Genomic DNA, 22,138 nt, shown 5'->3' with positions numbered 1-22,138 from the left:
ATATCATATGTGATATACTAGTAATGGAGGACATTTCATGAAACTAAGAATTTTTGCGGAAGACAAGCCGGCTGAGAAGGTGTTTGAGTATCAATTAGACCTTGCTGATCAGACAATTCTTTTGTCGACTGCACTCTTGTCAGGTGCTATTGCACTAGCAGGGCTACTCTCTGCTTTACATAAAAACTAAAACATATAGAAAAGAGAAAACAACATGGTTTTACCAAATTTTAAAGAAAATCTAGAAAAATATGCTAAGCTCTTGGTTGCAAACGGAGTGAACGTGCAACCTGGTCACACTTTGGCTCTCTCGATCGATGTGGAGCAACGTGAGTTGGCTCACTTAATCGTCAAAGAAGCTTATGCACTTGGAGCACACGAAGTTATCGTTCAATGGGCAGATGACTTTGTAAACCGTGAGAAATTCCTTCACGCGCCGATGGAGCGTTTGGACAATGTACCAGAATACAAGATTGCTGAGATGAACTACCTTCTTGAAAACAAAGCGAGTCGTCTCGGTGTCCGTTCTTCTGACCCAGGTGCCTTGAACGGAGTAGATGCAGAAAAACTTTCAGCTTCTGCTAAAGCTATGGGAATTGCTATGAAGCCAATGCGTATCGCAACTCAATCTAACAAGGTTAGCTGGACTGTAGCAGCTGCTGCTGGACTAGAGTGGGCTAAGAAAGTCTTTCCAAATGCTGCAAGCGACGAAGAAGCAGTGGACCTCCTTTGGGACCAAATCTTCAAAACTTGCCGTATCTACGAAGAAGATCCAGTTAAGGCTTGGGAAGAACATGCAGCAATCTTGAAGAGCAAGGCCGAAATGCTCAACAAAGAGCAATTCTCAGCTCTTCACTACACTGCCCCTGGAACTGATTTGACACTTGGCTTGCCTAAGAACCACGTTTGGGAATCAGCTGGAGCTATCAATGCTCAAGGTGAAGGTTTCTTGCCAAATATGCCAACAGAAGAAGTCTTTACAGCCCCTGATTTCCGTCGTGCAGATGGTTATGTCACTTCTACAAAACCTCTTAGCTACAATGGAAATATCATCGAAGGCATCAAGGTGACCTTTGAAAATGGTCAAATCGTTGATATCACAGCTGAAAAGGGTGATCAAGTAATGAAGGATCTCGTCTTTAAGAATGCTGGTGCGCGTGCCTTGGGTGAATGTGCCTTGGTACCAGATCCAAGCCCAATTTCTCAGTCAGGTATTACCTTCTTTAATACTCTTTTCGATGAAAATGCTTCTAACCACTTAGCTATCGGTGCAGCCTATGCAACGAGCGTTGTTGGTGGAGCAGAGATGAGCGAAGAAAAGCTTGAAGCTGCAGGGCTCAACCGTTCAGACGTTCACGTTGACTTTATGATTGGTTCTAACCAAATGGATATTGACGGTATCCGTGAGGATGGAACACGCGTACCACTCTTCCGCAATGGAGATTGGGCAATTTAAGGAGAAACTATGATTGGAAGTATGTTTGTCGGTCTTTTGATCGGACTATTAGCAGGAGCCATCACCAATCGTGGAGAACGTATGGGATGCTTCGGGAAAATGTTTCTCGGCTGGATTGGTGCCTTTTTAGGACAATTACTCTTTGGTGCTTGGGGGCCAAGCCTAAACGGTACAGCCATTATCCCATCAGTTCTCGGTGCCATGATTTTGTTAGCCATCTTTTGGGAAAGAGGAAGCTAAGTTTCGATTAAAGAGCTTGTATAATAATAAAGATTAAAAGAGGTTGGTATAGTTCCGACCTCTTTTAAGATTCACAGAGGATAATAGGAGATGCAGTTACTGGTTCTTTTTATATTGCGTCAAGTATGGTACAATAAAAGCATGAGAATTCAACAATTACACTATATTATCAAAATTGTAGAGACTGGTTCCATGAATGAGGCTGCCAAGCAACTCTTTATTACACAACCGAGTCTATCAAATGCAGTTCGTGACCTAGAAAATGAGATGGGAATTGAGATTTTTATCCGAAATCCCAAGGGAATTACCCTCACACGTGATGGGATGGAGTTTTTGTCCTATGCCCGTCAGGTTGTCGAGCAAACCCAACTTCTAGAAGAACGCTATAAAAATCCCATCGCTCATCGCGAGCTTTTTAGTGTGTCTTCGCAGCACTATGCCTTCGTGGTCAACGCCTTTGTTTCCTTGCTCAAGAAAAGCGATATGGAAAAGTATGAGCTTTTTTTGCGTGAAACCAGAACTTGGGAAATCATCGACGACGTCAAGAACTTCCGTAGTGAAGTCGGAGTCCTCTTTTTAAATAGCTATAACCGTGATGTCCTTTCTAAGATGTTGGATGATAACCATCTAGTTGCCCACCATCTCTTTACAGCCCAACCCCATATCTTTGTCAGCAAGTCCAACCCACTTGCTAAGAGAGACAAGGTGCAGTTATCAGATCTAGAAGACTTCCCATACTTGAGCTATGACCAAGGAACCCATAATTCCTTCTATTTCTCAGAAGAGATTTTGTCACAGGAACACCACAAGAAATCCATCGTGGTTAGTGACCGTGCGACCTTGTTCAATCTCTTGATTGGTTTGGACGGCTATACCATCGCGACGGGTATCCTCAATAGTAATCTTAATGGAGATAATATCGTCTCGATTCCACTTGATATTGATGATCCCATTGAACTGGTTTATATCCAGCATGAGAAAACTAGCTTGTCTAAGATGGGTGAACGCTTCATTGAGTACCTACTTGAAGAAGTTCGCTTTGATAAGTAATTTGAATAAATGAGAAGAGAAAAGAAGAATGACGACATTAAATACAAATGATTTTGATTTCCACTTGCCAGAGGAACTGATTGCACAGACGCCTCTGGAAAAGCGCGATGCCTCTAAACTCTTGATGGTCAATCGCAAAACAGGGGAATTTCAAGATCGCCATTTTCACTCAATTATTGAAATGCTAGAGCCAGGTGATGCCCTGGTTATGAATGACACCCGCGTACTACCAGCGCGACTTCATGGTCAAAAAGAAGAAACAGGGGGCCACGTTGAACTCTTGCTCTTGAAAAATACCGCAGGAGACGAATGGGAAGTCTTGGCGAAGCCAGCCAAACGTCTCAAGGTTGGTACCCGAGTTGTCTTTGGGGATGGTCGCCTAAGCGCAGTCGTGACCGAGGAATTAACCCATGGTGGCCGTATTGTTCGCTTTGAGTATGAGGGAATTTTCCTAGAAGTGCTTGAAAGCCTTGGAGAAATGCCTTTGCCTCCTTATATCCATGAAAAGTTGGATGATCGCGAACGTTACCAGACCGTCTATGCTAAGGAGAGTGGCTCAGCTGCTGCCCCGACTGCTGGTCTGCATTTTACCAAAGAACTACTAGAAGAGATCCAGCAAAAAGGAGTTCACCTAGTCTACTTGACCTTGCACGTTGGTCTTGGAACCTTTAGACCTGTTTCCGTCGATAATCTAGATGAGCACGAGATGCACTCAGAGTTTTACCAATTGTCTGAGGAAGCTGCTGCGACCTTGCGTCAGGTCAAGGGAAATGGTGGCCGCGTGATTGCTGTGGGGACAACCTCTATCCGTACGCTCGAAACCATCGGAAGCAAGTTTGATGGTCAAATCCAGGCCGACTCTGGCTGGACCAATATCTTTATCAAGCCTGGCTATGACTGGAAGGTTGTGGATGCTTTTTCTACTAATTTCCATTTGCCGAAATCTACCTTAGTCATGCTTGTCTCAGCTTTTGCAGGCCGTGAATTGGTCCTCGAAGCCTACCAGCATGCTATCGATCAGAAATACCGTTTCTTTAGCTTTGGCGATGCCATGTTTATCTATTAAGAATAGAAGGGCTAATTCCTGATTGGATTAGCCTTTTTTTGATATCAGATAGCTGTTGAATTAAAAGCAAATAAATGATACACCGAAGACTACGAGACAGCCGTCAAATATATGCAAAATCTGACGAGCTACTTTTATCTGTATCTATTTCAAAGGAGATTTTTATGAAAAACAAAACAATGCGCTATACGAGCCTATCAATCCTGACCTTATTGGCTGCCTTGACCTTGGTTGCCTGTGGTGGAAAGACTGACAAGAACACTTCAGCTACAAACCAAAAGGAAACAACAAGCAAGGTGACTACAGAGTCCGCAAGTAAAACTGAAGCAAGCCAAAAAGCGGAGCAGAAGTCAGAAACAAATAGTGCGACAGAAGCTGCAACCACTCAAGCAGAACAAACGGAAGATAAGCAAAAATCATTAGAGACTTACGCTAAATTTGTAGGAACTTGGGAAAATTACGCAGGAACAACTGCAACAGTCACAGCAGATGGAATTGTAACAATCCAAAGTTCAAATGGAACCTTTAAATACGAGATGGGTCAAGTAGAGGAAAAAAATGGTTATTACTCAGCAGGAATCCAACTTGTTGATGGTGGAGAAGGTGCTCGCCTTATCTACACTCCAGCGGGAGTCCAAAATGAATTGACAGGTACAGATGGTAGCCAAGAAGTCTTGTCCATCGGCCAATCACCAAGTGACAAAGATAGTCATTTTTACCGTAAATAAGAATACTAGTAAGAAGTAAGGGTGTAGAAACGCCCTTGCTTTCTAACCAATTTAAAATATAACAAAGGAAATAGAAAGAGGTAAAGGTGTTTTTTCTATGACGCCGTCGTGTCTTTATCGGCGAATGCAATGGACAGGCTGTTTATTATGACCAAAAGACAGGAGAGGCTTTAGCTGCTCCAAAGAGTGTCTTGCTCAATACTGCAGGCGCTCGTGACACGAATTCCTTTATCCCTGAATTGGTAGTTCTCTTTCTAGCAAAATGGAAAGAGAATTTTTTTCTAATTAAGCAGAGCATATTTCTGTTTAAACAACTCAATTTTATCATTGCAGTAATTGATTAAATCTTGTGCTTTTTCAAATGTGTAGCCTTTTTCAGATACAGACTTGACTTTCTTTTCATCAAAATAGTAGCCAGTCAAGCCCCTGACTTCCTCTGATAAGGTGAGATAATAGCCTGTTTCGATTCCCTGATCTAGATCTTTCGAGAGAGACTTCATCAGGCGTCCGAAGAGAGACTTTTTTGTCTTTTCATCACTAGAATTATTCCCTAAGTTAGTCGAGATAAGACCAGGATGATAGGCATTGATGGTGATGTTTGAACCTCTTAAAAAGAAGTCTCTTGCCAGATAGCGTGTCATCCAAATAGTGTAAAGTTTTGAATTATTGTAGGCCAATCCTGGATTGTATTCTTTCTCAAATCCAAAGTCCAAATCCTTGACCTTGGCAAAATGATGCATATAGGAAGAAGTATTAATGACACGGCTGTCAGCCGATTTTTCTAACAAGGGGCTTAGCTCAGTTGTTAACAGATAGGGAACGAGAACGAATAACATAAAAGTCAACTCGACATTTTTAGCACTCGCTTTTCGTTCTTTTCCTGCATACAGGCCTGCATTGTTAAACAAGACATCGATCCTTTGAAAGTCTCGCTTGATTTCCCCTACAAATCGATAAACATCGTCTAATTTTGAAAAATCTGCCAAGTAGCTCGAAACTCTGCCTCTCAAGGAAACGGCCCGAACCTCTTGAAGCGCCAGCTCAAGTTTTTGAGGATTGCGACCATGGAGGATGACCTGATGGCCTTCACTGGCTAATTTCTTTGCCAAATGTTTACCGATACCGTCAGTAGCACCTGTAATCAGAATCGTTTTGACCATATTAGTCCTCCAAGAAAGCAATGAGTTCTTTTGAAAACTCCTCTGCATATTGGAAGATCGAACCGTGACCAGCATTTGGATAGATGATCAGCTTACTATCTTTTATTTTCTCATGCATATCATAAGAATTTTCTGTTGGAACCTGCATATCCTTGTCCCCGTTGACGATTAAGGTTGGTTGGGTGATAAATCTTAGGTCGTCTTGAGAATCTTTCCCCCAACGTTTAATGGCTTTGAGTTGAGTCAAGAAACCAGGCACACTCATGTCTTTGTCCGCAAATTCCTTGGTTCGCATTCCCATTCGTCCGAGAACTTTCAAAGCTTCGATTTTTCCTTGTTCATCATGGTTATAGAAGATATAGCGTTTAGGATCGATGCGCTCGAGTCCAGCTTTAAACATATAGTTAAATGTTTTCCCTGTGACCTTATCAATCTCTTTTCCACCTCGAGGTCCTGTTCCTGCTATAATGAGACGATTGACCAAATCAGGCTTGATTCGGACCATTTCTTGGGCAATCATCCCTCCCATAGAAAGACCTAGGAGATTGATTTTATCGTAACCAAGGGATTGAATAAAGGCAATCGTCTGCTCAGCCATTCCAGAAATGGTTGGGGCCACTTTTCCTTGACTGGCTCCCACACCAGGAAGGTCGACCACAATCACATGGTGCTTTTCAGCAATCAAGTCCAAAAGTTTTGGATCCCAGTTGTCGAGGGTTGCTGCCAAGTGGACCAGCATCAGAAGAGGTAGTTTTGATTTGCCTTTGCTGAGTTCGCGATAGGCAATTTTGTTCCCTTCAACAGTGATGTATTGATTTTTAGTTGTAAGATATGACATTGTCTTTTCCTTTTTATTTCTTAAAGCTGAGGACAGTTTTTCCACGTGAGCGACCATTAGCGACCTTGTCTAAGGCGCTATTCACTTCTTCAAATGGATAGACTGTATCGATAGATGGCTTGATTTCTAATTTGCTAAAGAGGTCAGCTACCTCTTGTAATTGAGCACCATTGCTTTCCACAAAGATAAAATGGTAGTGAACGCCGTATTTGTCAGCCATCTTATCAAATTTGCGACCAGCTAAGCCAAGAATCATCTGTTTCCATTTTGGCAGGTTCATGCGTTTGGCAAAGTCACCATTTGGCATAGCACGGAGGGAAACAAGCTGACCACCTTTTTTCATGATAGACATTTGTTTTTCAGTCTCAGCGCCACCAAGGGTATCGAGGACATAATCAACCTGGCTAACAGTTTTTGTATAATCCTCTGTTTTATAATCGATAAAGCGGTCTGCTCCTAGGTTCAATACACGCTCAGCGCTATCTCCAGCCCCATTGGTAATGACCTTCAAACCTTTAGCCTTAGCAATCGGAATGGCCATACCGCCGACACCGCCTGTACCACCAGAGATAAAGATGGTTTTGCCAGCTTGAGCCCCCATGAGTTCTAAGGCTTGCATAATGGTTAAGGCAGTCAAAGGAACAGCAGCGGCTTCCTCGTCAGACAGATAGTCTGGAACCTTGGCTAGAGCCTGACTATCGACAGCTACGTATTCTGCAAAGGCACCAATATGATTAAGTGGTAAACGCCCAAAAACTCGGTCTCCGACTTTGAGATTTTTGACTTGTCTACCTGTCTCTTCAATGATACCGACCACTTCATTTCCAGCAGTTTGTGGAAGTTTGTAAGGGACGATCACCTTTACTTCACCACGGGAAATCATGTTATCCAGAGGATTAACACCAGCTGCGGTGACTTTGACCAAAACTTCTTTGTCTGTGATGCTTGGTTTTGCGATTTCTGTGATGTTTAGTGTGATATTGTTTTTGTTATAAGTAGTATGTTGTGCGACTTTCATTGTCTACCCTTTTCTATTTTTTGTTGTATCCGATAGAGATACAAGCATAGTCTTTTTAAAACTGATCTGCATGCAAATCAGTTTCGTTTTTGTTTGGCATCTTTATAAAGATTGTTAATGACATCTTCTAAGGTTTGCTGGGCTAGTTCCTTATCAAGTTGAGCTTCAGCGCTAGCAAATAGTGGCGAAATGGCAGCTTGAATATGTTTCCCTACTGGGCAATCCGGATTGCTATTTTGGTGAACGGGAAATAAGCTGATGTGGTTGACTTCTTGTGTGGAAAAATAAATCTCAAGTAAGGTCACTTCCTTTGGGGACTTACTGAGTTGATAGCCTGTTTTTCCTTGATGGGAAGTAATTAAGCCAGCGTTTTTCAATAAGGCAATCACCTTACGAATATAACTAGCGTTGGTTCCGACGCTCTCAGCCAGAGCTTGTGAACTTAAGGTATCCTTGCTCTCGCTAATCATGGTTAGGATATGTAAGGCTACTGAAAATTTTGTATCCATATAAACTCCTTTGGATAACTTGTATCTAATACGAGAACAAGTATATCACAAATAAAATGAAAAGCAAGACTTTTGTTTTAAATTTTTAAAATATTTTTGAAGAGTGTCATCAGATTAGAGATGTCTGGAAAGGCAGTTCATAAAAAATAGTGAGATAAACTTGTTTTAAAGAAACAGCATCTCCCCTCTCTGCTTGATCAAACATATCTTAGTTTGTGCCTAGTAAACTTTGTTTAATAATCTAATTATATGTTATTTCATTCCGTTTTTTTGTTCTTTTCAAAGCGTTATGAGGACTTGAAACTTCTTTTATGATTTTTAATTAGTAAAATGTTGAACTATAGTGAGTTTTGTGTCACAATAGATAGTATATAAATCATTAATAGAATAGAAATAATATTTTCTTACCTTTACAAGTAGTATTGGTTAGACATTTTTTCGTCTCAATTGTACTTATCTCTCAAGTTTAGCTAGTTTTTATAAGCTCTGTTTTCGAATCAATAAAACAAATTTTAGAAGTGCATAAGACAAGATGGTGACCTTACTACAGTCATCGCTAATCGCTATGTCTTGCTGGTACAGACTGTTTGTGCCGTTGGCTATTTACCAGTCAATTTGATCAAAGGGCTTAATTATTATTTTTGAAAGGTCTTTTATGGAAAAAATTCTTTCTTTAGGTCTGACAGGTAAGAAATTACTTGTTCAGGGTTTCTTGTTTGTTCTGCTAGGTCTTATCTTGATGGTCACGGGAACTTGGTTGCCAGTGACGGTTATTCGACTGGTTCTGTTTTTAGCTTGGATAGCAACGGTCTTAGATTTAGTATTACGTATTTTCAAAAAAAGTCAGTCAACGGACACCTTGGGAGTTGCACTGGTTAAATTGTTAGTGATGGGATATTTGCTAGGCTCGAATCTTGCTACTGATGTGCCAATTTATATTTTGGCTCTTGTGATTGGAATTTCTCAGATTTTTCATGCTAGTATCAACCTTGTCACCTATGTTCTCTACCGCAAAAACAAAATTCGACCTCGTTTTCGTTTCTTACTAGATGGTCTCGTACTAGTTTTTCTTGGTGGGACTAGTCTTTTGTCCTCTACGGGAAATTCTGTCTTTCAACTCTTTGTTTTAGGGGCTTATTTTTGCCTTTATGGTGTGTCCAATATCCGTGACGGTTTCTTATTTGAAAAGGAAATTGGGAAAAACCATCTCAAACGTCGTGTCAGAATGAGCTTACCTATTGCCCTAGCCGCTCTCATCCCTGCAAGTACTTTAGCAAAAATCAATAAATTCATGCAGGAAAATGCTGATAAGGAAGAGGAAATCTATCTTGGAATGGTGAAGTCTGGTAAGACAGCAGAGCTAGAAATTTTTGTTCATACAGCTGAGACCTCCCTGTTTTCAGCTATTGGTCATGTGGATATCTGCTATCAGGGCCGTGTTATTTCTTATGGCAACTATGATCCGTCATCTGAGACCTTATTTGGTATGGTAGGAGATGGTGTCTTATATTTCTGTGACCGTGATAAGTACATTGACTTATGTAAACGGGAGAGTCAAAAAACGCTATTTGGTTACGGAATAGATTTGACACCGGAAATGGAAGAAGCGGTTCAGGAAAAATTAGCTGAATTGAAACAACTGACGATTCCATGGGAGCCAAGCGCAGATAAAATTAAAACGGAAGATGGTAAGGAAGACTACACCTACGCTTATAAAATCAGACATGAGACGGATGGGGAACTTTATAAATTTATCAAATCTAAGTTTAAATCCTACTTTGTCTTGTCCACAAACTGTGTGCTCTTGGCTGATACCATAGTCGGTCAAGCTGGAACAGATATCCTCTCACCAAAAGGATTTATCGCTCCAGGAACTTACCAAGCCTACCTTGATCGAGAGTTTGAAAAACCAAATAGTATAGTCGTATCTAAACATGTTTATTAAGGAGAATTTATGAACTTAGTTAAAAAATATACCCCGTTAATCCTTTTTATAGGGCTGGTTGCTCTTGTAATTCTGAATGCATCGAGCTTTATATCAGGAGCAATCTCTCTCTTTGATGTAACATCAACCTTGATTTATGGTGCTGTTATTGCTTTTGTGCTCAATGTTCCCATGAAAAAAATTGAACAGTACTTAGTTAAATTGAAGGTAAAGGCAGAGTTGCGTCGTCCGATTGCCATGGTACTTGTTTTCCTAGCTCTTATCTTAATCGTGATTGCTCTTTTGGTTTTGGTGCTGCCAACCCTAGCTCAGACTATTAGTCAGCTGGGAACAGTCCTTTCAACAGTCCTTACTCAACTTGGGAAATTGCTAGGCAGCTCGGAATTTGTAACCAAAGACATGTTGTCAACTATCGTATCAGGCATACAGGGACAATCTAGTTCTATTAGCCAAGCTTTGATAGGTTTTTTATCAGGTCTGACTAGTAATATCGGCAATATTTTTTCAAGTTTGATGAATGCCTTTTTGATTATAGTCTTCACCTTTTTATTTTTATCCAGTAAGGAACATTTGGCAGCGATGACGAGTCGACTTCTAAAAGTTTTTCTTCCAGAGAAGGTGGTGATAAAGTTGACTTACATTGGACAAGTAGCACTAGAGACTTATGACCAATTTTTGATGAGTCAGCTGATTGAAGCAGTTATCATAGGAGTTATGATAGCGGTTGGTTACAGCCTGTTTGGGATACCCTATGGAGTAATGACAGGTATATTTGCAGGAGTGCTATCGTTCATTCCTTATGTAGGGCCTATGATTGCTTGTGTTGTGGGAGCGATTTTTATCTTCACAGTGAGTCCTACTCAAGCCTTACTTTCTCTTCTTCTATATCAAGTTATACAGCTGATTGAAGGAAACCTTATTTATCCAAAAGTTGTAGGTCAATCTATCGGCTTACCAGCTCTCTTCACACTTGCAGCAGCTAGTATTGGAGGCAATCTCTTTGGCTTACTTGGGATGATATTCTTTACCCCCGTATTTGCTGTTATCTATCGACTGGTTAAAGAATTTGTCGTTGCAAAGGAAAATCAGGTAGATTGAGAAAGACTGAATTTAATAAGATATACTAAGAAGAGAGTGAAAGATTCTCTTCTCTTTTATTTCTAAATGACTTGCTCTTGTTCTGTTGCGAAAATTTATGAATTCATAATAGCCCATTTTAATCTCTATGCGGATTGGCCATGTAATATGGGCACAAATTAGTATAGTTTAGTTAATTATAGACTAGCTCTGTACTGTAAAAAACAGTTAGTCTTATCAAATATTGCTAGCAATTGATTGAGAATAAATGATAAGTTTGATAAGGTTGGAAAACCTTTATAATGATTTGCTACAAAAAGTTATTTGACATCAAAAAAGCCTTGAAATCAAGGCTTTTTCCTGTTGATTTAGATGCCCCCTACAGGGCTCGAACCTGTGACCCATAGATTAAGAGTCTACTGCTCTACCAACTGAGCTAAGGAGGCAAATAAAAAGCTGTATTGGTGCCGAAACTTCACGGTTTGTATTGAACCCGCGCAATTAAGCAGGTGGGCAACTCGCTCTAACTGAAGCTGTTTCCGTGTGAGACGGCCTACATGCTGTTAGAAGACTTTTGTTTCCCTAATAATACAAAAAATAGTCGGTCAACACTTAAATGTAAAGTCGTACACCACAGCGTTTCTATGATTATATGATACCACTTTTTCAAAAAAAATCAAGGGAAAATTAAAAATTTTGAAAAGGATTTCATAAGTTTCGTAATTTATCAATGGTTTCCTTGCGTTGAGCCAGAGCCCGTTCGTATTTTCCACTATCTTCTGGTGAGAAGTAGCTATGGTTGCGGATTTTTTCTGGCAAGTACTCTTGTTTGACCCAGTGACCTGGGTAGTTGTGTGGATAGAGGTAGTTTTGGGCATTGCCTAGTTCCTTGCTACCACTATAGTGACCATCACGCAAGTGACGTGGGATTGGTAGGTGACCGGATGATTTAAGATCAGCCAGAGCCTTATCCATAGCCACATAGGCTGAGTTGGATTTTGGAGAAAGGGCCAAATCAATCACAACATTGGCAATGAGGATGCGGGCTTCGGGGAATCCAATCCTCTGTGCTGCATCCAAAGCAGTTACAGTATGAATCTGGGCTTCAGGATTGGCTAAGCCAATATCTTCATAAGCAATCACAGTCAAACGACGAGCTAGGCTAGGAAGGTCACCGGCCTCTATCAAGCGAGCAGCATAGTGAAGACTGGCATCCACATCCGAGCCACGGATGGACTTTTGAAGGGCAGATAGAACATCATAGTGTCCATCTCCATCCTTGTCCATAGTGATATAGCTTCTCTGGAGACTATTTTCCATGATATTCAGCGTGATATGACGGATACCGTCATTATTTTCTGGAGTGGAGAGAACTGCCAAGTCCAGTGAGTTAAAGGCAGAACGGAGGTCTCCGTTGGTAGATGTTGCGATAAAATCAAGGGCATCATCATCTAACTCGACAGGGAAATCAAAGCCTCGTTCAGGGTCAGTCAGGGCGATTTGAATGGCCTCTTTGACATCTTGGTTAGACAAGGGTTCCAACTCAAAAATCTGAACACGACTTCGGATGGCTGGAGTGACAGAAAAGAAAGGATTTTCAGTTGTCGCCCCGATCATGATGACTAGACCACTTTCTAAGAGAGGAAGGAGGAAGTCTTGTTTCGTCTTGTCAAGACGATGAATCTCGTCTAGTAGCAGTACAAGGCCACCTGAGAATTTAGCTTCCTCAGCGATTTCTTGGAGGCGTTTTTTACTATCAACTGTGGCATTGAAGGTCCGAAAGGCATACTTGGTTGTTCCAGCGATGGCTGAAGCGATACTGGTTTTTCCGATGCCTGGAGGTCCGTAGAGGATCATAGAGGATAGGCGATTGGCTTCCACCATACGGCGGATAATCTTGCCTGGTCCAACTAGATGCTCCTGACCAATGACCTGGTCGATGGTTTTGGGGCGCATACGAAGCGCGAGATTGTCTGGCATAGCAGTCCTTTCTAACATGGATTTTCTGATACTAATGTGGTAATATGGTAGTATCTATTTTAGCATATTTCCGAGTATTCGGGGCGATTAAAGAGTCGTATAGAAAGAGGACAAAATGGCAACATATGGATTTTTAGATGTTTTACAAGAAGAGTTGGACAAGAACTTTCCTTTTGATTATGAGATTAGTTGGGACAAGCGTAATCATGCGGTTGAAGTGAGTTTTCTATTAGAGGCACAAAATGCTGCAGGGGTGGAGATGTTAGATGAAGACGGAGAGGTTTCGTCAGATGATATCCTTTTTGAAGAAGCGGTACTTTTTTACAACCCTGCCAAGTCAACAGTTAATGAAGAAGACTATCTCACGGTCATCCCTTACCTGCCGAAGAAAGGTTTTTCTCGTGAATTTTTAGCTTATTTTGCGCTATTCCTTAAAGATACTGCAGAGGTTGGACTAGATGCCCTCATGGACTTTTTGGAAGACCCAGAAGCAGAAGAATTCGTCATGGAATGGAACCAAGAAGTCTTTGAAGAAGGAAAAGTTGGCTTGGAAGAAGGAGAATTTTATCCTTATCCGAGATACTAGGAGCTTGTAGTGGATATAGACATTTCAGATTTCACAGGCTGCAAAATTGCCCTCTTTTGTGGAGATAAGCTACTGACCATCTTGCGTGATGACAAGGACAATATCCCTTGGCCCAATATGTGGGAGTTACCAGGTGGGGGCCGTGAAGGGAACGAAAGTCCTTTCGAGTGCGCAGCGCGTGAAGTTTATGAGGAACTGGGAATTCATTTAAATGAGGATTGTATGCTCTGGAGTAAGGTTTATCCCAGCATGCTCTTTGAAGGTCGGCAGTCTGTCTTTATGGTCGGTCAGCTAAGTCAGGATCAGTTTGATAATATCACCTTTGGAGATGAAGGACAGACATACAAACTGATGAGCATTGAGGAATTTTTGAATTCTAAACAGGCTGTACCTCAGCTCCAGGGGAGATTGAGGGATTATTTGGAGGAAGAAAAATGATTTTTGCGATTGCAACAACCACGTTGAATAAGGAAGTTAAGCGTAATCTAGAAACTGGACAATACTCTAGAGAAGAAGCTACATTTATTTATATGGAATATTTAAAGTTAAAGAAGCAGAGAGAAAGTGGTACGAAAGTAGCTGGGATCTCTATGGCTGTTATTTGGGGATTAATGCTTGTTTTACCCTTAATGAGTGGTGAAGGTCTCGTACTGCCCCTTTCAGTACATTTTTTATTACTGCTACTGCTTGCAGGAATTGTTCTATTTGTTTATTATCTTATGTTTGGTATTTTTAAACAGCAGATTCATAGCGCAATGAAAGAACACTATACAGATGTGATTGAAGAATTTAAGAAGAATAAGGAAAATACAAAATGGAAACATGGCAAGAATTAAAGGTTACAGTCAAGCGTGAGGGAGAGGAGTTGGTCTCTAATCTCTTGATCGAGTTAGGCGCCCAGGGTGTTGCGATTGAGGACAGTATGGACTATGTGGGAAATGTGGATCGCTTTGGTGAGATTTTCCCTGATGTCGAGCAGCAAGAAGAAATCGTGGTGACAGCCTACTATCCTGAAACGATTGATGTAGCCGTTGTTGAGGCAGATTTGCAGGATCGCTTAGCAGACTTGACAGATTTTATGGATCTGGGTGAAGTCAAGATTGGCACCACTGCCTTGGCTGAGGAAGATTGGGCAGATAATTGGAAGAAATACTATGAACCAGCTCGCATCACCCATGACCTGACCATCGTACCGTCATGGACAGACTATGAGGCAACAGCGGGAGAAAAAATTATCAAGCTGGACCCTGGCATGGCCTTTGGAACGGGAACGCACCCAACAACTAAGATGAGTCTCTTTGCCTTGGAGCAAGTCCTTCGTGGTGGTGAAACAGTGCTAGATGTAGGGACTGGTTCAGGCGTTCTTTCTATTGCTAGCTCTCTCCTAGGTGTCAAGGAAATCTTTGCCTATGACTTGGATGATGTGGCGGTTCGGGTGGCTCAGGAAAATATTGAGCTCAATCCTGGTATGGAGAACATCCATGTAGCCCCAGGTGATTTGCTTAAGGGCGTAGAAATTGAGGCGGACGTCATCGTGGCCAACATCCTAGCAGATATCCTTATCCATCTGACAGATGATGCTTATCGTTTGGTCAAGGACGAAGGCTATCTCATCATGAGTGGCATTATCAAGGACAAGTGGGACATGGTGCGTGAGTCGGCTGAGTCAGCTGGATTTTTCCTTGAAACCCACATGATCCAAGGGGAATGGAATGCCTGCGTCTTCAAGAAGACCAAGGATGTCTCCGGTGTGATTGGAGGCTAGCATGCAGCAGTATTTTGTTAAAGGCAGTGCAATCTCTCCTGTCACCATCGAGGATAAGGAAACCAGCAAGCACATGTTTCAGGTTATGCGATTGAAAGAAGATGATGAGGTGACTCTAGTCTTTGATGATGGGATCAAGCGATTGGCGCGCGTGGTAAATGTAGAGGCGCGTCAATTGGAGCTGGTTGAGGAATTAGCTGATAATGTAGAACTACCAGTCCAAGTGACCATTGCCTCTGGCTTTCCCAAGGGAGATAAGCTAGAGTTCATCACTCAAAAAGTGACGGAGCTGGGTGCTAGTCAGATTTGGGGCTTCCCCGCGGACTGGTCCGTTGCCAAGTGGGATGGCAAGAAATTGGGCAAAAAGGTTGATAAGTTAGAAAAAATTGCCCTTGGAGCAGCCGAGCAAAGCAAACGCAATCTGGTCCCAAGTGTCACCCTTTTTGAAAAAAAAGCAGATTTTCTATCTCAGCTGGACCAGTTTGACTCTATCGTGGTAGCCTATGAAGAGTCAGCCAAAGAAGGTGAATCAGCAGCGCTTATCCAAGCTGTTGCGGGGTTAGAAAAAGGATCTAAACTGCTCTTTATCTTTGGACCAGAAGGTGGTCTATCTCCTGCAGAAATTGAAAGTTTTGAAGAAAAGGGAGCAGTCCTGGCAGGACTTGGTCCTCGTATTTTGCGAGCAGAAACAGCACCACTTTATGCTTTATCAGCCCTTAGTGTTTTATTAGAATTAGAGAAATAAGAGGAAAAAGATGGAACAAAAACACCGTTCAGAATTTCCTGAAAAGGAACTTTGGGACTTGACAGCCTTATATCAAGACCGTGAGGACTTCTTGCGTGCGATTGAAAAGGCGCGTGAAGACATCAATAAATTTAGCCGTGACTACAAGGATAATCTTCACACTTTTGAAGATTTTGAAAAGGCTTTTGCAGAATTGGAACAAATCTACATTCAGATGAGTCATATTGGCAACTACGCCTTTATGCCTCAGACGACGGACTACAGTAACGAGGATTTTGCCAATATCGCCCAAGCTGGGATGGACTTCGAGACAGATGCCAGTGTCGCCTTAACCTTCTTTGACGATGCCTTGGTGGCAGCAGATGAAGAAGTCTTGGACCGTTTGGGTGACTTGCCACATTTGACTGCAGCCATTCGTCAGGCAAAAGTTAAAAAAGCCCACTATCTTGGGGCTGATGTAGAGAAGGCCTTGACCAATCTGGGCGAAGTTTTTTACAGTCCACAGGATATTTATACTAAAATGCGAGCTGGGGACTTTGAAATGGCTGATTTTGAAGCCCATGGAAAAACCTACAAAAACAGTTTTGTGACCTATGAAAATTTCTACCAAAACCACGAGGATGCTGAGGTTCGTGAGAAATCCTTCCGTTCTTTCTCAGAAGGACTTCGTAAGCACCAAAATACAGCTGCGGCAGCCTATCTTGCTCAGGTTAAATCTGAGAAATTGTTGGCAGATATGAAAGGTTATGATTCAGTATTCGACTATCTTTTGGCTGAGCAAGAAGTAGACCGTGCCATGTTTGACCGCCAGATTGACCTCATCATGAAGGACTTTGCGCCAGTTGCTCAGCGATATCTCAAGCATGTTGCCAAAGTGAATGGTCTTCAAAAGATGACCTTTGCAGACTGGAAATTGGACTTGGACAGCGCCCTTAATCCTGAAGTGACCATTGATGATGCCTATGATTTGGTCATGAAGTCGGTAGAACCTTTGGGACAAGAATATTGTCAGGAAGTTGCTCGCTATCAAGAAGAACGCTGGGTGGACTTTGCTGCCAATAGCGGTAAGGATTCTGGTGGCTATGCGGCGGATCCATATCGCGTGCATCCTTATGTTCTCATGAGCTGGACAGGTCGTTTGAGCGATGTTTATACCTTGATTCATGAAATCGGGCATTCTGGTCAATTCATCTTTTCGGATAATCACCAAAGCTACTTCAATGCTCACATGTCTACTTACTATGTCGAAGCGCCGTCAACCTTCAATGAATTGCTTCTTAGTAATTACTTGGAGCACCAGTCTAATGACCCACGTCAAAAACGCTTCGCTCTGGCTCATCGCTTGACAGACACCTACTTCCATAACTTTATTACCCATCTCTTGGAAGCAGCTTTTCAACGTAAGGTATATACGTTGATTGAAGAAGGAGAGACCTTTGGAGCAAGTAAACTCAACAGCATTATGAAGGGAGTCTTGACAGACTTCTGGGGGGATGCTATTGAAATCGATGATGATGCGGCTTTGACTTGGATGCGCCAAGCTCACTACTACATGGGCTTGTATAGCTATACTTACTCAGCTGGACTTGTAATCTCGACTGCAGGTTACCTTCATCTGAAAAATTCAGAAACTGGAGCTGAAGATTGGCTCAATCTCCTCAAGTCAGGTGGCAGTAAGACACCACTTGAGTCAGCAATGATTATCGGAGCAGATATTTCAACAGATAAACCACTCCGTGATACCATTCAGTTCTTGTCTGATACAGTTGATCAAATTATCACCTACAGTGCGGAGTTGGGGGAGTAAAATCATAAAAGTGCAACAATATAGCAATATTGTTTAGATTTTAGAATGACATTTATTTTTGGTGGTGATTAAAAAAATATTGAAGCAGGAATAGTATTGGTATTCTCTATACTTTTATTTATACTATATAATAAGATTGCCCTAAAAATAGCTGAAGTCTCTACTCTTAAATATTCTCCTGAGAAGGAGTGATGTAGAGAGTACAGATGAAGAGTTACTCATTTTATTTTGAAATATAAGTAAATATGTTAAAATTAATAATGTAAACGTTTTTAAAGAAAGGTTAATTTTATGAAAAAGGAACAAGTGCTGATTGGTTTGGGAGTTGCAACTGCAATAGTAACTGCTTTTAATGGTCATGTCCAAGCAGATGAGGTTACAAATAAACAATCGACTAAAACTACCGTCAGTCAATCAGAGACCAAAAAGGATGTTGAAGTTTCAGAATCAGATGTAAAAAATGTAGAAGTAAAACTGAATCAAACAATTGAAGAAGAAAAGAATGCTCAGAAGATTGTTGATAAAACGCAACAAGAGTATGCATCTGCTGTAACAAATAAGAACAAAGCAGATGACGCTTTGAAACAAGCTCAAGAATTTGCTAAGCAAGCTACACCTGAGAAAATTAAAAATGCAGAAAAGGATCTTGCCGCAAAACAAGTAACTGTCAAGAAAGCCGAAGAAAATTTGGCTGGAGCAAAACAAGGTGAGAAACAAGCTCAGACAAGTGTCGAGAACCAACAAACAGTTGTTAATAAGGCAAAAACTCAGGTTGATCAAAGAGCAGTAGACGTAAAAAAGGCACAAGACAAAGTAAGGGTAGCAGAGAATTCTTTTGATTGGAATACATTACGTGAGGTCCAACAAACTGCTGGGAAATTGGATGCGAAGGTGAAAGCTGACCAGGCTAAAGTGAGTTCTTTAACTAGTGAGTTCTCAAAAGCACAACAAGAAAGAAAAGCACTTGTAGAAAGAGGAAATAAGAACCGTTCTACTCTTGAAAAGAATTTAAAATCAGCTGGGAATGAGTTTTTAACAGTTACGGTCCCTCACGAGATTCAATCAAATTCTGTTAGCGAGAGTGATTCCAAGACTCCTCCACTTGAGGAAAAAACTTTTGTAGGAAGAGATGGAAAGACCCTTTATGTTGCTGCGAACGAAGATGTTAATTTTAGTGGTGAAAGAACTGAAACAATTGTAGTAAAATCTAAGGATTATATCCACACCCCTCATGTAGTTGATTATAAGAAAGTTTCTGAATATGTTCGTAACTACTTAATCGAGTTACGTAGAATCAACGGCATTGATATTCCAGTGCCACCTGTGACTGACAAGGCTTTGAGATATGGAAAAGCTAGGGCCGATGAAATGGTGGCAAATGATAAACTATCACACGATACAAAATTAAAAAATCAAGATTTTGGTTTTAAGGACGCAACAGAAAACGCTACAGCTGGTTCCGTTCCAGAAAAGAGCCTGTTAAGTGAAAAAGAACTTGCTTATAAAGAGGTTTTAAGCTACTTTAATGACTACAACAATGCCTCAGCATATGGCTCGTCAGATCCTAAAGAAGCAAATACATTTAACTATGGTCATAGAATTCCATTGCTAGCAGCTTCTGGGACAGGAATGGCTATAGGAGCATCCTCTAGCGAAAAAACAAGCTATGGAAATTATGGAGTGTTAACATTTATAAGTGAAGATAAAAGTGTTTATGGAATACTTCCTTCTGGAGCTAAAGGGTATAGTAGTTATTTTTTAGCAGAAGCAGAAAATAAAGATAGTAATCCAGATTATAGCGAATTTTACTTTAATGGGAAACGAGTAAAATTCTTACCGAAAATAACCTTCCGTTATGTTTGGAATGAAATCACACATCCTAAAAATCCAGCCTATACTAAAGCGAAAGAAGCTTTAGATAATTTTAATCGAAAACAAAGAAATGAAGAGACTGTGGCAAATGAAAAACTATCGTCTCTAAACAATAACCTTACCATTGCTAAAACGACTTTAGATAAAGATAAAAAAGAACTAGACAAATCTAAAAAACGTCTTGTGGATTTGACAAAACAAAATGAAGCTAAGTTAAACGTTTTGAAATCAGCACAAGCAGAATTGAGTAAACAACAAAAATTACTGAATGCTGCTAAAACTGAGTTTTTGAAACAAGAGACTGAACTAAATCGATTGAAAGCAATCAAAAATAATAAATCTCATGCTAGTAAGAATGCGGAACAGTCATTAGTGACTGCTAAGAAGGATTTGTCAAAGGTGCAACAAGATGTCATTGACCTCAAAAATGCTCCAAGAAAACTCGACGATGCTAAAAAACAATTGATTAGAGCTAAACAAAAGGTTGCTGAATCTAAAAAAGTACTTGAAAATGCAAATGTTAAACTAAAAAATGCAAAAGCTAAAAAAGATGCTGCGAAGAAAGAATATACGAAAGTATCTGAAGCATATAAACAGTATTTATTGTTAAAACAAAAAGCGGCTTCGAAAGGAAGTTGGGTTCAATCCTCCGGCCGTTGGTGGTACAGACACAACAATGGTTCTTATACAACTAATGGTTGGGAACTAATCGACAGTACATGGTATTATTTTGACAGTTCAGGATGGATGCAAACAGGCTGGGTAAAAACAGGTGGATCATGGTATTACCTCAATTCTTCGGGAGCAATGCAAACAGGTTGGTTTACTGTCTCAGGGAAATGGTACTATGCATATGGTTCAGGTGCCTTAGCAATCAGTACAACCACACCTGATGGATATCGAGTTAATTACAATGGCGAGTGGATTAGATAGGGAATTCTTGACTATTTGAAGAATGGAGTTAAAACACTATCATTCTGTCTAATATTGTTTGACTATTTAAGAGGTGTAGATTTTCAAATGACTCCATAAGTTTTTATAATAAAAAAATAAAAGTACATAATTTGGGGAAACTGTATCAGATGAATTGCGCTCTCTTTTAAAAGTGTTTATAAGAAAAACTTTCCCCTGTATTTCCAAGCACATTTCTTGAAACCCTTTCCTTCTTCTGATAGACTAATACATAGTTTGAAAAAAGGAGACTTATCATGAAAAAATTTGTTGCTGAATTAATCGGTACTTTTATGCTTGTGTTCATCGGAACAGGAGCGGTTGTTTTTGGAAATGGTGTTGAAGGACTTGGACACCTTGGAATTGCTCTTGCTTTTGGTTTAGCAATCGTAGTCGCAGCCTTCTCAATCGGAACTGTTTCAGGTGCTCACTTGAACCCAGCTGTTTCTATCGCTATGTTTGTGAACAAACGTTTGTCATCTTCAGAGCTTGTAAACTACATCCTTGGTCAAGTAGTTGGTGCTTTCCTTGCATCTGCTTCTGTATTCTTCCTCTTAGCGAATTCAGGTATGTCAACTGCAAGTCTTGGTGAAAATGCCTTGGCAAACGGAGTAACTGTCTTTGGTGGTTTCTTGTTTGAAACAATTGCAACATTCTTGTTTGTTTTGGTTATCATGACTGTGACTTCAGCAAGCAAAGGAAATGGCGCAATCGCTGGTTTGGTGATCGGTTTGTCATTGACTGCTTTGATTCTTGTTGGATTGAACATCACTGGACTTTCAGTAAACCCAGCTCGTAGCTTGGCTCCTGCTGTATTGGTAGGTGGCGCAGCCCTTCAACAAGTTTGGATTTTCATCCTTGCCCCAATCGTTGGTGGAGTTCTTGCAGCCCTTGTTGCTAAAAACTTCCTTGGAACTGAAGAATAATTGAAACTCTAAAAACCTACTCTTCACATTGAAGAGTAGGTTTTTTTATATATTAAAATCCCCCACGATAAGAGGTGGGGGATTTTATAATTAACTCAATTCAGCAACGATTGCTTTGATTTGTTCTGCAGTGTGGACACCTGCAACTTGTTTGACAACTTGGCCATCTTTCTTGAAGAGTAGAGTAGGGATAGACATGATACCAAATGAACGAGCTGTATTTGGGTTTTCATCAACGTCCATTTTAACGATTTTCAAGACATCTTCTGAAAGTTCTTCAGATAATTTGTCCAAGATTGGACCTTGCATACGACATGGACCACACCAAGTTGCCCAGAAGTCTACCAAGACCAATCCGTCTTTTGTTTCTTGTTCAAATGTTGCATCTGTAATTGCTTTTGCCATAGTATTTCTCCTTT

The 22,138-nt window shown here is 40.8% G+C and carries 21 protein-coding genes, 1 tRNA gene and 1 pseudogene; 16 read left to right on the top strand and 7 right to left on the bottom strand.

What is annotated here, in order from left to right; translation table 11 throughout:
- Positions 1-37: 37 nt before the first annotated feature.
- From QM810_RS05005 to QM810_RS04980, 6 genes are all read left to right on the top strand, one after another.
- Positions 38-190: a hypothetical protein gene (locus QM810_RS05005; protein WP_414254050.1), complete on the top strand. Its 153-nt coding sequence runs from the start codon at positions 38-40 to the stop codon at positions 188-190.
- Positions 191-214: 24 nt separating this feature from the next.
- Positions 215-1,456, top strand: a complete 1,242-nt coding sequence (locus QM810_RS05000; RefSeq protein WP_414254049.1) for an aminopeptidase — start codon at positions 215-217, stop codon at positions 1,454-1,456.
- 9 nt (positions 1,457-1,465) lie between these two features.
- Entirely contained in the window at positions 1,466-1,696 is a 231-nt protein-coding gene (locus tag QM810_RS04995; RefSeq protein ID WP_061863446.1) for a GlsB/YeaQ/YmgE family stress response membrane protein, read from the top strand.
- 141 nt (positions 1,697-1,837) lie between these two features.
- Positions 1,838-2,746 carry a LysR family transcriptional regulator gene (locus tag QM810_RS04990; protein ID WP_045613425.1) on the top strand — a complete coding sequence of 303 codons (909 nt, stop codon included), beginning with the start codon at positions 1,838-1,840 and terminating at the stop codon, positions 2,744-2,746.
- Between the two features lie 28 nt (positions 2,747-2,774).
- Positions 2,775-3,812, top strand: coding sequence for a tRNA preQ1(34) S-adenosylmethionine ribosyltransferase-isomerase QueA (queA, locus tag QM810_RS04985; RefSeq protein ID WP_414254048.1), 1,038 nt, complete (start codon positions 2,775-2,777; stop codon positions 3,810-3,812).
- A 164-nt stretch (positions 3,813-3,976) separates the two neighbouring features.
- Complete coding sequence (locus QM810_RS04980) at positions 3,977-4,540, top strand: ABC transporter substrate-binding protein (RefSeq protein ID WP_414254047.1); 564 nt, start codon at positions 3,977-3,979, stop codon at positions 4,538-4,540.
- A 281-nt stretch (positions 4,541-4,821) separates the two neighbouring features.
- Here QM810_RS04980 and QM810_RS04975 read toward each other — a convergent pair whose 3' ends face one another.
- From QM810_RS04975 to QM810_RS04960, 4 genes are all read right to left on the bottom strand, one after another.
- Positions 4,822-5,700: an SDR family NAD(P)-dependent oxidoreductase gene (locus QM810_RS04975; protein ID WP_250307650.1), complete on the bottom strand. Its 879-nt coding sequence runs from the start codon at positions 5,698-5,700 to the stop codon at positions 4,822-4,824.
- 1 nt (position 5,701) lies between these two features.
- Entirely contained in the window at positions 5,702-6,538 is an 837-nt protein-coding gene (locus QM810_RS04970; RefSeq protein ID WP_060955223.1) for an alpha/beta fold hydrolase, read from the bottom strand.
- 13 nt (positions 6,539-6,551) lie between these two features.
- Positions 6,552-7,556, bottom strand: coding sequence for an NADP-dependent oxidoreductase (locus QM810_RS04965; RefSeq protein WP_060955224.1), 1,005 nt, complete (start codon positions 7,554-7,556; stop codon positions 6,552-6,554).
- A gap of 77 nt (positions 7,557-7,633) precedes the next feature.
- Positions 7,634-8,065, bottom strand: coding sequence for an Rrf2 family transcriptional regulator (locus QM810_RS04960; protein ID WP_060955225.1), 432 nt, complete (start codon positions 8,063-8,065; stop codon positions 7,634-7,636).
- 655 nt (positions 8,066-8,720) lie between these two features.
- Here QM810_RS04960 and QM810_RS04955 point away from each other — a divergent pair.
- Together QM810_RS04955 and QM810_RS04950 are read left to right on the top strand one after the other, a co-directional pair.
- Positions 8,721-10,010 carry a DUF308 domain-containing protein gene (locus tag QM810_RS04955; protein ID WP_235083461.1) on the top strand — a complete coding sequence of 430 codons (1,290 nt, stop codon included), beginning with the start codon at positions 8,721-8,723 and terminating at the stop codon, positions 10,008-10,010.
- 9 nt (positions 10,011-10,019) lie between these two features.
- Complete coding sequence (locus tag QM810_RS04950) at positions 10,020-11,108, top strand: AI-2E family transporter (protein ID WP_172858952.1); 1,089 nt, start codon at positions 10,020-10,022, stop codon at positions 11,106-11,108.
- A gap of 352 nt (positions 11,109-11,460) precedes the next feature.
- Here QM810_RS04950 and QM810_RS04945 read toward each other — a convergent pair.
- A tRNA-Lys gene (locus QM810_RS04945) sits at positions 11,461-11,533 on the bottom strand.
- A gap of 262 nt (positions 11,534-11,795) precedes the next feature.
- A complete protein-coding gene (locus tag QM810_RS04940; RefSeq protein WP_225750480.1) occupies positions 11,796-13,067 on the bottom strand; it encodes a replication-associated recombination protein A in 1,272 nt (423 codons plus the stop codon).
- Between the two features lie 115 nt (positions 13,068-13,182).
- On the opposite strand from QM810_RS04940, the gene QM810_RS04935 reads away from it, so the two are divergent.
- The 8 genes and pseudogenes from QM810_RS04935 to QM810_RS04900 all read left to right on the top strand — a co-directional run bounded on the left by QM810_RS04935 (position 13,183) and on the right by QM810_RS04900 (position 21,719).
- The gene (locus QM810_RS04935; RefSeq protein WP_006149390.1) at positions 13,183-13,653 is read left to right on the top strand and encodes a DUF3013 family protein; all 471 of its coding nucleotides are present in this window, start codon (positions 13,183-13,185) and stop codon (positions 13,651-13,653) included.
- 9 nt (positions 13,654-13,662) lie between these two features.
- A complete protein-coding gene (locus QM810_RS04930; protein ID WP_414254046.1) occupies positions 13,663-14,091 on the top strand; it encodes an NUDIX hydrolase in 429 nt (142 codons plus the stop codon).
- Positions 14,088-14,489, top strand: coding sequence for a hypothetical protein (locus QM810_RS04925; protein WP_414254045.1), 402 nt, complete (start codon positions 14,088-14,090; stop codon positions 14,487-14,489). Before QM810_RS04930 ends, QM810_RS04925 begins: the two co-directional genes overlap by 4 nt.
- Positions 14,468-15,418, top strand: coding sequence for a 50S ribosomal protein L11 methyltransferase (prmA, locus tag QM810_RS04920; protein ID WP_414254044.1), 951 nt, complete (start codon positions 14,468-14,470; stop codon positions 15,416-15,418). The genes QM810_RS04925 and prmA overlap by 22 nt, the downstream gene beginning before the upstream one ends.
- A 1-nt stretch (position 15,419) precedes the next feature.
- On the top strand, positions 15,420-16,163 hold the full coding sequence (locus tag QM810_RS04915) for a 16S rRNA (uracil(1498)-N(3))-methyltransferase (protein ID WP_414254043.1): 744 nt from the start codon (positions 15,420-15,422) through the stop codon (positions 16,161-16,163).
- Between the two features lie 10 nt (positions 16,164-16,173).
- A complete protein-coding gene (pepF, locus tag QM810_RS04910) occupies positions 16,174-17,970 on the top strand; it encodes an oligoendopeptidase F (RefSeq protein ID WP_414254042.1) in 1,797 nt (598 codons plus the stop codon).
- A 2,502-nt stretch (positions 17,971-20,472) separates the two neighbouring features.
- Positions 20,473-20,775: pseudogene (locus tag QM810_RS04905) on the top strand (choline-binding protein C); the annotation flags it as partial.
- A 275-nt stretch (positions 20,776-21,050) separates the two neighbouring features.
- Entirely contained in the window at positions 21,051-21,719 is a 669-nt protein-coding gene (locus QM810_RS04900; RefSeq protein WP_254726711.1) for an MIP/aquaporin family protein, read from the top strand.
- Between the two features lie 90 nt (positions 21,720-21,809).
- On the opposite strand, the gene trxA is transcribed toward QM810_RS04900, so the two are convergent.
- Positions 21,810-22,124, bottom strand: coding sequence for a thioredoxin (gene trxA, locus QM810_RS04895; protein ID WP_001029584.1), 315 nt, complete (start codon positions 22,122-22,124; stop codon positions 21,810-21,812).
- Between the last annotated feature and the right edge of the window lie 14 nt (positions 22,125-22,138).

The organism is Streptococcus infantis, from assembly GCF_047464155.1.
Classification (GTDB): domain Bacteria; phylum Bacillota; class Bacilli; order Lactobacillales; family Streptococcaceae; genus Streptococcus; species Streptococcus infantis_U.
The sequence above is the reverse complement of the archived record's forward strand: the minus strand, read 5'-3'. Positions and strand labels throughout refer to the sequence as shown.